This is a genomic window from Pseudoalteromonas sp. Bsw20308 (genome assembly GCF_000310105.2).
Taxonomy (GTDB): domain Bacteria; phylum Pseudomonadota; class Gammaproteobacteria; order Enterobacterales; family Alteromonadaceae; genus Pseudoalteromonas; species Pseudoalteromonas fuliginea.
This window is the reverse complement of record NZ_CP013139.1, coordinates 828042-840314: the sequence shown is the minus strand read 5'-3', so window position 1 is coordinate 840314 and position 12273 is coordinate 828042. Positions and strand designations below refer to the sequence as shown.

General features: G+C 38.8%; 8 protein-coding genes and 1 pseudogene. 5 read left to right on the top strand and 4 right to left on the bottom strand.

Going from position 1 to position 12273, the window contains the following annotated elements; translation table 11 throughout:
• Window positions 1–35: 35 nt before the first annotated feature.
• Window positions 36–1056 (top strand): annotated as a pseudogene (gene hemH / locus D172_RS20875) (ferrochelatase).
• Window positions 1057–2007: 951 nt separating this feature from the next.
• On the opposite strand, the gene D172_RS20870 reads toward hemH, so the two are convergent.
• Window positions 2008–3165 (bottom strand): benzoate/H(+) symporter BenE family transporter, encoded by a 1158-nt coding sequence (locus D172_RS20870; protein WP_007378993.1) that lies wholly within the window; start codon window positions 3163–3165, stop codon window positions 2008–2010.
• A gap of 376 nt (window positions 3166–3541) precedes the next feature.
• On the opposite strand from D172_RS20870, the gene D172_RS20865 reads away from it, so the two are divergent.
• Both D172_RS20865 and D172_RS20860 read left to right on the top strand, forming a co-directional pair.
• Window positions 3542–4246, top strand: coding sequence for a hypothetical protein (locus D172_RS20865; protein ID WP_007378992.1), 705 nt, complete (start codon window positions 3542–3544; stop codon window positions 4244–4246).
• A gap of 88 nt (window positions 4247–4334) precedes the next feature.
• Window positions 4335–5078, top strand: a complete 744-nt coding sequence (locus D172_RS20860; protein ID WP_007378991.1) for a reprolysin-like metallopeptidase — start codon at window positions 4335–4337, stop codon at window positions 5076–5078.
• Window positions 5079–5172: 94 nt separating this feature from the next.
• Here D172_RS20860 and D172_RS20855 read toward each other — a convergent pair whose 3' ends face one another.
• Window positions 5173–6396, bottom strand: a complete 1224-nt coding sequence (locus tag D172_RS20855; RefSeq protein ID WP_007378990.1) for an alkaline phosphatase family protein — start codon at window positions 6394–6396, stop codon at window positions 5173–5175.
• A gap of 191 nt (window positions 6397–6587) precedes the next feature.
• Between D172_RS20855 and dgt the strand changes: the two genes are divergently transcribed.
• Window positions 6588–8054, top strand: coding sequence for a dGTPase (dgt, locus tag D172_RS20850; protein ID WP_007378989.1), 1467 nt, complete (start codon window positions 6588–6590; stop codon window positions 8052–8054).
• A gap of 193 nt (window positions 8055–8247) precedes the next feature.
• Window positions 8248–9756 (top strand): hypothetical protein, encoded by a 1509-nt coding sequence (locus tag D172_RS20845; protein WP_007378988.1) that lies wholly within the window; start codon window positions 8248–8250, stop codon window positions 9754–9756.
• A gap of 736 nt (window positions 9757–10492) precedes the next feature.
• Here the strand turns inward: D172_RS20845 and D172_RS20835 are convergent.
• Window positions 10493–11626: a DUF1570 domain-containing protein gene (locus D172_RS20835; protein WP_007379070.1), complete on the bottom strand. Its 1134-nt coding sequence runs from the start codon at window positions 11624–11626 to the stop codon at window positions 10493–10495.
• Window positions 11627–11628: 2 nt separating this feature from the next.
• Window positions 11629–12114, bottom strand: a complete 486-nt coding sequence (locus D172_RS20830; protein ID WP_007379069.1) for a hypothetical protein — start codon at window positions 12112–12114, stop codon at window positions 11629–11631.
• Between the last annotated feature and the right edge of the window lie 159 nt (window positions 12115–12273).

Genomic DNA, 12273 nt, shown 5'->3' with positions numbered 1-12273 from the left:
AAATAAATTAATGACTTTGCTTGAAGGAGCACACCGTGTCGCGATTTTCTGCCGTTACCGACAATCCCCACGATCAGCGTTTTAACCAAAAAACGGGAATATTGCTTACCAACTTAGGTAGTCCTGATGCGCCGACGGCTGCAGCACTGCGTATTTACTTACGAGAGTTTTTTATCAGACCCCCGTATTGTAGAAATACCACGCCTAGTATGGATGATTATTTTGCATGGTATTATTTTACGAGTCCGCCCTAAGCGTTCAGCCAAATTATATGAAAGTATATGGACCGAAAACGGATCACCACTAACCCATATTACACGCCAGCAAAGTATTAAGTTAAATACCCTACTAAAAGAAAAAGGCTACACCAATGCCGAAGTTGTTATGGCAATGCGCTACGGCAATCCATCTATTGAAGCTGGCCTTGAAGCCTTACGAGAAAAGGGATTAACACGTATTGTTATAATGCCAATGTATCCACAATATTCGAGCCCAACTACGGGTTCTACGTTTGATGCTGTATCAAACGTACTGCGTAAATGGCGCTGGGTACCAGAGCTACATTTTATAAACGGCTATCATAAAAATACACGCTATATTGAATCGCTTGCAAACAGCATCAGTGAAGATTTAGAAGCCAACGGCATGCCACAAAAATTGGTTTTTTCGTACCACGGCATGCCTAAACTATTCTTAGAACGAGGCGACCCGTATCATTGTTTGTGTTTACAAACGACCCGCTTAGTAGTAGAAAAGTTAGGCTTGGATAAAGATAAAGTAATTAGTACGTTTCAGAGCCGCTTTGGCAAAGCTGAATGGTTAAAACCTTATACCGATGCAACACTTCAAAGCCTACCAAGTGAGGGAATTAAAGACATAGCGATTATAAGCCCTGCTTTTAGTGCTGACTGCCTCGAAACACTTGAAGAACTTGAAGGCGAAAATCGTGAAATTTTTGAAGAAGCTGGTGGCGAAAAATACCGTTACATTGCGGCACTCAATGACCGAGACGATCACATTGAAGCCATATATGATGTACTAAAACCGATGTTATAAACGTTCATAACTGCGAGTAAATAGTGACTTTTAAGCGGTGTTAGTATTAACACCGCTTTTTATTTTATAAAACCTCACCTACAACAATTAAGCACTCAACTTATAGGTGCGAATTTACTTCGCGCTCTTAAAAATTAGCGAGGTGTAAAACCTCACCCGCAACAATTAAGCACCCAACTTGTAGGTGCGAATTTACTTCGCGCTTGTAAAAGCTTAAAAATTAGCGAGGTATAAAACCTCACCTACAACAATTAAGCACCCAACTTGTAGGTGCGAATTTACTTCGCGCATGTAAAAGCTTAAAAATTAGCGAGGTATAAAACCTCACCTACAACAATTAAGCACCCAACTTGTAGGTGCGAATTTACTTCGCGCATGTAAAAGCTTAAAAATTAGCGAGGTATAAAACCTCACCTACAACAATCAAACACCCAACTTATAGGTGCGAATTTACTTCGCGCATGTAAAAATTTAAAAATTAGTGAGGTATAAAACCTCACCTACAACAATCAAACACCCAACTTGTAGGTGCGAATTTACTTCGCGCATGTAAAAGCTTAAAAATTAGCGAGGTATAAAACCTCACCTACAACAATCAAACACCCAACTTGTAGGTGCGAATTTACTTCGCGCATGTAAAAGCTTAAAAATTAGCGAGGTATAAAACCTCACCTACAACAATCAAACACCCAACTTATAGGTGCAAATTTACTTCGCGCTTGTAAAAAGTTAAAAATTAGCGAGGTATAAAACCTCACCTACAACAATCAAACACCCAACTTGTAGGTGCGAATTTACTTCGCGCTTGTAAAAGCTTAAAAATTAGCGAGGTATAAAACCTCACCTACAACAATTAAGCACCCAACTTGTAGGTGCGAATTTACTTCGCGCTTGTAAAAACATAAAAATTAGCGAGGTATAAAACCTCACCTACAACAATTAAGTATTAACTCAATCCTTTCGGGTAATCATTACCGTGCACACACCTGCGATAATTCCCCAAAAAGCAGAACCGACCGAGAGCAGCGTTAAATCTGACGCTGTAACTAAAAATGTTACAATGGCAGCTTCAGTATATTGCGAGCCATTCAATGCTTGCTGCAAACTATTCGCAATAGTGCCAAACAGTGCAATACCTGCAAGTGCCAAAATAAGTGCTTGTGGTAAAGTTGCAACTAGCCCAACTAACGTTGCTGCACATAACGCCATTATTATATAAAAAACACCACCAGCAATACTTGCCCAATAACGCTTATCAGGGTTTTTATCCGCTTCTTCGCTCATGCAAATAGCGGCGGTTATTGCAGCTAAATTTATAGAATATGCCCCAAATGGTGCAGTTATAATATTAATGAAGCCTGTCACATTAAGTGATGCAGAAATAGGTACCTTATAATTATGTGCTTTGAGGACGGCTATACCGGGCAAATTTTGCGACGTCATGGTGACAATATAAAGTGGTAAACCAATGCTAATACATGCTTGTAAGTTAAACATGGGAGCGGTGTAAGTAAATTGGCTCATTTTCCAATGCAATGCAGTCGTATCAATATTTCCCATACTCCACGCCAGTAACACACCCACAATAAGTACACTAAGCATTGCAAAGCGGGCAAAAAATCGCTTACCTACAAAGTACATAAGTACCATTAAGCCAATCACTAAAGGCATGTCGTTCATGAAATTAAACACGTCAATGCCAAACGTAACAAGTACACCAGCAAGCATGGCACATGCTAGTTCACAGGGAATACGGTTCATTATTTTTTCAAACCAGCCCGTTATGCCTGACAAAAAAACTAATAACGCCGATAGCATAAATGCACCAATCGCTTCATTCAAGTTATACCCTTGAGCGCTTGAAATAAGTAATGCAGCCCCAGTCGTAGACCATGCAATTAATACCGGCACTTTATAATAATACGATAAACCAATGGAACTAAGCCCCATAACCAAACCAAGCATTAAAATCCAGCTGGCAACTAAATCAGGAGTGCCCCCTAGGGTAATTACGACTTGATAAATCAACGCAATTGAACTCGAAAAACCAATAATAACCGCTACGAGTCCTGCTGTAATTCGATTAAGCAACTGATCAGAAACCGCCATAAATCCCTCTAATATTTATTTTTATGTACACAACATACGTGGCTAATATTTTCTTTGCAATTAACTATTACGCTACAAAAAGTGAAATAAATTCATTTTTATTTTTTACCTAAATTAATGACCAAACCAACATAAAACTATTGTATTAAACAGAATAAAAAAGTTATCAAAAACAATCTAAAGCCCGCTAAAACACTGGAAAAACCAGTACATAACCACTCAATATTTGTACCTATAAAAAATAACCATAAGTTTAATAAGGGATTTAAAAATAAAGTGCTTAACACTTTTTGATTACATTTATTCGCTTGATCTAATCTAATTTATGCTATAAAACGTAACAAATAGTTAACTTAAAACACCAAAAGAGAAACAGATGAAAAAAGTTGCAGTCTTAATTATTGCCATTCCCTTGTCGGCATTTGCACTTTATGAACTATTTATTCATACCGACCACACTGCAGAACCAATTGCACCTGTAGCAATTGACTTAGTGCCGGTTAGTACTCTTCGTACACAAAATACACATGCGCCAGCCCCTATTGATATGAGTAAAGATCCTATTAATGTCAAAGCGGTTTCAGCCCCAAAACAAAATATGACATTTAATGAATTTGATGCTGTAAACCGCATCTCAAATAAAGCAAAACAAGTACTTATAAATGCAAAAGTGTTACCAACTGACTTACATAATGAAGCTTACATTGAATTTGACTTAGCTTCATTGCAGGCATTAAAAGCGGGCGAAAACTTCGACTTAGCAATTCCTCAAACAGCCGAAACGTTCACAGCTGAGATCACTAATGTTATTGAATCAAGCAACGGTGATAAAAGTATATTTGGCCGCGTAGTTGGCGTAGATGGCGCAATGCACAACACAGTATTAACCGTAGGAAAAGACGCCGTATACGGGCAATTTACGGCACCTTCGGGTAATTACGTATTTGAAAGTAAAGGTAAGTATGGCTGGATAGCTGCAAAACGTGATTTATATAAAAATCATATAGAACATGACGTAACGGCACCTAAACCTAAAATTGAAAAAGGTGTAGACATATTTGCACCAAAAATAGATGGCTAATTAACCAAATTAAAAATTTGAGCGCACCCGTTGCGACAATATTTTAAACACCAAAAATCAACCACACTAAGAGTAAGGAAATACAATAATGAAAAAAGTAATCACTACAACCGCTGTTGCAGCAGCACTATGTGTAGCAAGTGTTGCACAAGCAGAGACTATTGATATCGGTATTTTATATACAGATCAGTCAGCAGCGGCTACTAGTAATATCAACACTAAAATCAATCAGCTAATTGCCTTTACAAATCAGGTTTATAGCCAAAATGGTGTAGGTATTACGCTCCGTTTAGCGGGTACACAAAACCTAGGTGACTATGCCATTACACCATCAGAGCAGTGGCTTGATTCGGTAACCGAAAGCAGCTATGTAGATGGTTTACGCAGCGATTGGAAAGCCGATATGATTGCCGTACTAGGTACTGGCGAAAGTGCTGGAAATGGACTTATTTCATGTGGTTTAGCATGGGTTGGACAAGGTACTAACGGCAACCTATACAACTCAATGAGCGACCGCATGTATTCAATTACAGCTATTGATTGTGGTGCAACTACGTTTGTACATGAACTTGGTCATAACCAAGGCTTAGCACATTCACGTAAACAGGGTGATACTTCTGGTGGTGTATACACTGACGGTATGGGTCACGGTGTACAAAATGAGTTTGCAAGTATTATGGCCTATCCACATGTATATGGAAGTGCAACACAGTACGACTACTTCTCTAATCCTAATTGGAGTGTAAATAACATACCATTTGGTGTAACTAACCAGTCGTATGCTATTCGCACTGTAACAGCAACTAAAACAAGCATTGCCAATTTTAAATAAATGCTTATAAAAGTGGGCTATCCATTACCCACTTTTAAAAAATAAACATTATAACCTTCCCCCAAGAGCGCTTAGCGCTCTTTTTTGGTAAAGCTTAATGTACAACCATTTTTTGCTTTATAGCGGGCATTAACGTTTTACCGTCACCATCAACTTTGCTTAATAATTTAAGACCCATTACTTTTGCAAGCACAGGATAAATATCAAGATTACTTACTTTATCTAAGCTAATTCCTTCTTTAAAAGCAGGGCCACTAGCTATAAACGTAGCAGCCATGTCATCGGTATAGGCATAGCCATGCGTACCTAAATACATCGGCTTTTTAGTATTAGTAAACACCGCAGGTGCTGTGGTTTGTACAACGATATCGCCCACACGCGTACCTTTATTATAATGATAGCCTGCTAATTGTTCATCAGTTAAAACGGTATAACGTCCTTTAGCCGCTTTTTCTAAACGCGCTTTATAGCCTGCTATATCAGCATTTTCAGCATTCGGCTGTGTATAAATAAGTAAACGAGGGCCTGTATTTTTAACTAAAAAGTTTTCATCTTGAGGCAATGTTGTTACATCAATGCTTTTATCTGGGTTTACGCTCGTCATACCGTGATCCGATACAATTACTAGGTTTACGTCTTGCTCTAATTTGCGTAAGCGAGTTTGTAATTGCCCCATCAACTCATCAAGCTGTTTAACTGCATCTCGAGTTTGTGGTGCGTCTGGCCCAAATTCATGACCCATGCTATCAACCAACGAAAAGTAACTTGCAATAAAACGCGGGCGCTGTGCTTTTGGTAAACTTAACCACTGAATAATTTGATCTACACGGCTTTGGTAATCGCTATATTTAGAATAATGGTAAAAGTAATCGGGGGTCATGCCGTTAAATAACGCATCCGACTCAGGCCAAAAGTACGTTGCTGATTTAAGCCCCTGCATTTTTGCTAAATTCCAAAGAGGGATACCTTTTACCCAAGTGCTATCGCCAAGTGCTTTACCCATACTGTAACACTCATTTTTGCGGGCTTTATCGCAAAAGTTATTATCAACAATACCGTGATTGACAGGAAGTAAGCCCGTAATAATAGAAATATGATTAGGAAACGTTTTAGTAGGATAAACAGGTATTAACTTTTGAGCGCGAACGCCGCGATCGGCCATTGCCTTTAAGTTTGGCGCACCGTGCTTTTCAATATAATCCCAACGCAGACCATCAATTGATACAAGCACCACCGTTTGCTCTTTTGCTGCAAGTGCAACATTACTCATTCCTGTTAATAGGCAAATTGATATTACCTTTAAGATCCACTGCTTCATTATAAATACCCGCCTAGTTAAAAGTGCGCTAAATACTGAAAATAATGATTTGATAATACAATTGACTGCCAGCAAATGATACAAGCGCCTGTACCTAACTCATCTAGGTGTATATATTAACGTAAGTATATTAAAAAAGAATGACACCGCGCACTCACTTTGCCAGTCATCAACAATAAAAAAGGACAACGATGACTATTGATTTTAGTAAAAAAATAACCCCTGCGCGCATGTATCGCACAACATCTAACTTGCAAATGGCGCTTGAAAGCGACCGAGGTCGTATAATAAACAGCGCTGCTATTCGTCGTTTGCAACAAAAAACACAAGTATTTCCACTTGAGCGTAATGCAGCCGTTCGTTCGCGCCTTACTCATTCGCTTGAAGTACAACAAGTTGGTCGTTTTATAGTACAGCGTATTTTTGCTAATTTAAGCTACCAACAACAAAAAGACTACGGCCTAACAGGACTAGAACGCCCACTAGAAAGCCTAGTAGAAATGGCCTGCCTCATGCACGACATAGGCAATCCGCCATTTGGACATTTTGGCGAAGCAGCTATAAATCATTGGTTTAATAATAATTTGCTAAGCGTTACACCCGAACGTTGTAAAGAGCCAAATACAGGCATTGGCGTTGTTTTTAAACACCTTGCACTGGATATTTGTAACTTTGAAGGTAATGCGCAAGGCATACGTATTATTCACTCTTTGCAAACACTCAATCTAACCTACAGTCAAAGTGCGGGGATTTTAAAGTACACCCGCCCAGCAGGCCTTGATACAAAAGACATACCACAAAATAAAAACTACTTAATGAAAAAAGTTGGGTATTACTACAGCGAAAAAAGCTTCGTAGAAACACTACAAAAAGAATTAACCATAGAGCCTTATTGCCGTCATCCTGCCAGTTATATAATGGAAGCTGCTGATGATATTTCATATTGTCTTGCCGACATTGAAGACGCTGTAGAAAAAGATATTATAAGCACTGAGCTATTATGCATTCAGCTTAAAAGTCACTATAAAAAAGCACTTATAAATCTCACCATTGACGATTCTGAACACCTAGATTTTGTAGATAAAGCCGTAGACTACGCACTCGAACGCGCCAAAGCACAACCATATAACTTTAACAGTGAATTTTTTATATACTTGCGCGTTTCACTCCTGCACCCGCTGGTGAGTCATGCGGCAAAACGCTTTATCGAAAACATAGAGCCGATTTATCATGGCGACTTTAATCATGCCCTTTTAGAGGACAGAAGCCACCTGCATGCTGTTACCAAAGCATTAAAAAATGTAGCGCTTAAATATGTGTTTTCAAACAAAGAAGTCGAAAAGCTCGAACTGCAAGGCTATAGAATCATTAACGGCCTACTTGATTGCTATAAACCATTACTATTATTAAATAGCGACGATTTTAAACGTGCGCTCAATGGCGATTCACGATTGTTAATCGAGTCAAGATTAGTTAAAAAGCTATCTAAAAAGCACTTAAACAGCTACTCACATGCCATTAACGCCATGCAAGAGGAACCTGATCACTTTGCCGCATACGAGTTTTATTACCGTTGTAGATTGATTCAAGATTACATAAGCGGCATGACCGACCAATTTGCCTACGACGAGTATCGTAGCTTAATGGTAATAGACTAATAACGCGGTAAGTTTTAGGCTCTGTCGCCTTTTAGGATTAAAATTTGTTCAATTTAGGGGGAGCAACCACACTGCATAGACTCTGCCTTGCCTAAATACCAGACATACAACCTCGAAAGATAAGCAGGCCCTAGATAAATTTTAGTTTTGCGCTTAAAATCGAACTATTAATGTTTAAGCGCTATTTACTTTTATGATCACTTTACTAACACGTCTTACCTTTTGTTTTGCCCTATTTTATAGCGTTAACAGCGCAGCATATAACGAAGCCATGTGCATACTTATAAAACAAGAAATACAGCAAAATAGTGGTGATAAAACAAGTCGAAAATACAGAAACGCAATACGCGACTACAACAATAACTGTAACAAACCGAAACAAGCCCAAACATACCCAAAGCCGCCAATAGAAACAGCTCCGGTTATAACACCAGTGCAATCTCAAGTTGTGGAGCCAACACTTAACACGCCACAAAATCCAGCAACACTACAAATGCCACTGCCCGTTAGTATTGAAAATGAGCAACAACAAAACACGATTGAACAGCCAAATATTAATAATGAAGTAATAATAAATGCAGAGCCTCAAGCCAAATCAGTTATTGATCAACAAAGTACACAGCCACTAAAAAGCAGTGTACCTGTAAAGGTTAAAACACCAGCAAATATAACTGCTCCCGTAGCAAAACCAGCACCGGTTATTGTACCTGTACCAATAGATCAAAGTTCGCTGCTTTTACCTAGCTTATTATTTGTAATAGTAATACTTATTGCTGTGATGGTATTAATACGTTTACGTCGCACTAAACAAAGTAAAGCCGAAATTATTGCGCCTGTGGTAACTGAAACACAGGTACTTAAATCACAAAAAATAGCCCCACCATTAAACGTAAGTACGAAAGATGCGCCAACCAAGCAAACGCCAATCAATGCGCCTGAAATAATAGATGAAAATAAAACAATAAAGAGCAACCAGCCACAATTAAAAGCCAATAAAACACAAAAAATAAACACCGATCACAATAATATTGACGAAGTCTTGCCTACAACATTAGCGCAAACAAACGAAGCAACATTTACTGAAATAAAACCAAAATCAGAACCAAACTACACCGAATTTGCAGCAGCCGCTAAAACCACTGAAGCGCAAGTTAACAAGGCCAATCGCTTCACTGAGCCACAAGTACAAGAACTTGACCCCCATGCCCAGCCTATAAAAAAACAACCTAAACAAACAACACAATCTTCTGCAACCGTGCACAGTAATCCACTCATAAATAATGAGCTAAAACCGGTTATCGCAAGCCCAGAACCGTTAAAACCTAGCGAAACTACTGACGATTTACATACACCTAAAAAAGTAGCGACCCCAGAGTTTACCAACTTTAGTTCCGCGCACAATTTTAAAGAACCAGAAATACGCACCTTCGATCCAAATGCTCCGCTACCAGGCGAAAAAGTAATGCCAAAAGCAGCACCAAGGCCTATAAACGCAGAGCATGAAACAACAAAGAGTGCAGCTGAAAAAAAAGAAACAGTAAACAAAGCAAGCAGCAATCCATTTGCAAACTTATCGCTTGATGAAAGCTGGGATCCAAATTCGGCAGAAAAGCCAACTATAGAAGAAAAAAAACGCGCACCTAAATCACAAGCACTCATTGACGCAGAAGAACGCGCTAAAAAAATGCAAACCAAAGAATGATCTGCCTGCGATAAAAACGTAAGTGCGATTTTACATCGCGCTTTGGTTTATATAACCTTAACGCTCACCTAACTCCTGTAGACGCAAAGCTTGCTTGCGTGAAAAGCGCAGCTTTTAATTTATAAATGGGCTTTATCGCTACAACCTTGTGCATGCCTAAACACCATGCAAGGTATAAAACCTCACCTACAACAATACAAACACCACTCTCAACAAAAGCGTAGGTGCGATTTTACATCGCGCTTTATTCTTGGTTTAAATAAAACACCATGCGAGGTATAAAACCTCACCTACAACAATGCAAACACCGCGATCAACAAAGCGTAAGTGCGATTTTACATCGCGCTTTATTCTTGGTTTTAATAAAACACCATGCGAGGTATAAAACCTCACCTACAACAATACAAACACCGCGCTCAGCAAAGCGTAGGTGCGATTTTACATCGCGCTTTATTCTTGGTTTTAATAAAACACCATGCGAGGTATAAAACCTCACCTACAACAATACAAACACCGCGCTCAGCAAAGCGTAGGTGCGATTTTACATCGCGCTTTGTTCTTGGTTTCAATAAAACACCATGCGAGGTATAAAATCTCACCTACAACAATGCAAACACCGCGCTCAACAAAGCGTAGGTGCGATTTTACATCGCGCTTTGGTTTTAGTTTCAAATTACTGCGAATGACGCATAAATAACCCTAATCCGCTCATTAACCTCATCAATATACAGACAGGTTAAAAATTATGAGCCCTAAAAGGCATTTTTAACCACTGAGAATACTCACGCTTAAGATTTGGTAATTGCGTATACAGCATTTTTTTTAACTTTTTTGCAGACAACTTGCTACACGGTGATTGTTGCTCAGTAAGCATTATATTTTTTAGTAAAGCTCTACCTGCTTGTGTATCCATTAAAAAATAAATAGCAGCCCAACTACTTGCATAAAGTTTGCTGTTATCGCCTTTTCTCCACGTATCCTCTAAGCCGATTAACCAATTAATTGTAAATACACTTTTAGTAATATTGTTATTCTTTGTCCACGATCTATTTGGTTCAACAATACCTGTTTGCATATTATTTTTAGTCAGCTCAAAGTACTCCGCAAACCCTTCATTTAGCCATCTTGGTGTGTAACCCAATACAGCCTTATTTATGGCGTGCACCGCTTCATGAACCGACGTACGCATTGCACTTTGTCCATTATCATAATGAATAAAAGCAGAATTACTCCCGTGAAAATACATACCCGCAGTGTTTTTAGGGTCACCACCGCGATGCTTTATTGCCGACTCGTAAGCACTGCGAGTAGCCAAAACCGTTAGGTTTAGTTTCACCTTTTTAAGCGCATGCACACCAATTACTTGGCCATACGCCTTAAATACCGTATTGAGCTTAATGTGCAACTCTTGATTAAATGACGACGGTAAATTAGGTGTATTTAAAGTAAGATCAAAATAATCTAGCGATTCAACAAAACCAGGATTGTAAGTTGCTACTGCAAAGTCAGGCTTTTTATCACTAAAATGAGGAACGCCCTCACTGTCGGTCCACGTAAATATATCGCCATTACGTTTATATTTAACCTCACCTAACGATACATCTACGCAACGCGTATTGTTAACTTGTGATAAGTGATTATCGGCAGATACTAACGTATGTTGCAATGTCGTTGTGCTTACTTTTTCGGGCCGTTTTGTACTTAAAGGCTCAGTAACTATTTGCGATGCTAGATAGTTATATATGCGTTTAACCTCACCAATTGGGTCACTATAATTAAATACCCGTCCAGTAAAATGATTAGCAATAAGTGCCGACGCAATTAGCAGCACAAAAAATACAAATACCACGCGTAATTTAGTTTTAAACATATTTATGGGTGCTCTTTCCACTGTGCTTCAAAAAGATCTTTTTGCTTACCCCTATATTCGCTGCACCACACAAAGTCGGCCGACCCTATCCCTTTTTTACGGCAACGTTTAGGTAGTTTATAAAATGTTGACCAAGCATCAAGCTTAGCGGCATCTTTATAGCTATCGCTGTGCAAAGACATGTTTGATACTTTTTGATTGAGTAACCAATTGCTATTAGGCGTACGAGTTGAGGTAGAAGAAGTAGCCTGATAAGCGCTACCACTCTTTTTAGGCTTACTGCAGTGATTAGCAAGCTGGGTAAATAAGAATTTATCGCGTGAGGTTAAATACTCGCCTTCTTTAATACTGTATCCATGTCTAAGCTTAGACCGAATAGTTTCGCGTTCTTTTTTAATGCTATCGCAACGAGTTTGGAAGTAGGCCTCATCAGCATATAGTTTTGTAGTAAATACTGTGGTTAAAATTAGTAAAATCCATTTAATCATTATTCATTCCCTGAATTAAAACTTTAAAAGAGTGTACCTATAAATGTGAAAAAACACATCAACATTACTAATCCAAAAAGCAAAAATTAAAGCTATGGGTGGGAGTTCACATTAGCCTTGGCTTTAATAAAGCGCTCACGAGGTAAAAAACCTCACCTA

Excerpts from the sequence above, each read along its gene's own strand:
- D172_RS20870 (WP_007378993.1), bottom strand. The coding sequence starts at position 3,165 with ATGGCGGTTTCTGATCAGTTGCTTAATCGAATTACAGCAGGACTCGTA.
- D172_RS20865 (WP_007378992.1), top strand. The coding sequence starts at position 3,542 with ATGAAAAAAGTTGCAGTCTTAATTATTGCCATTCCCTTGTCGGCATTT.
- D172_RS20860 (WP_007378991.1), top strand. The coding sequence starts at position 4,335 with ATGAAAAAAGTAATCACTACAACCGCTGTTGCAGCAGCACTATGTGTA.
- D172_RS20855 (WP_007378990.1), bottom strand. The coding sequence starts at position 6,396 with ATGAAGCAGTGGATCTTAAAGGTAATATCAATTTGCCTATTAACAGGA.
- dgt (WP_007378989.1), top strand. The coding sequence starts at position 6,588 with ATGACTATTGATTTTAGTAAAAAAATAACCCCTGCGCGCATGTATCGC.
- D172_RS20845 (WP_007378988.1), top strand. The coding sequence starts at position 8,248 with ATGATCACTTTACTAACACGTCTTACCTTTTGTTTTGCCCTATTTTAT.
- D172_RS20835 (WP_007379070.1), bottom strand. The coding sequence starts at position 11,626 with ATGTTTAAAACTAAATTACGCGTGGTATTTGTATTTTTTGTGCTGCTA.
- D172_RS20830 (WP_007379069.1), bottom strand. The coding sequence starts at position 12,114 with ATGATTAAATGGATTTTACTAATTTTAACCACAGTATTTACTACAAAA.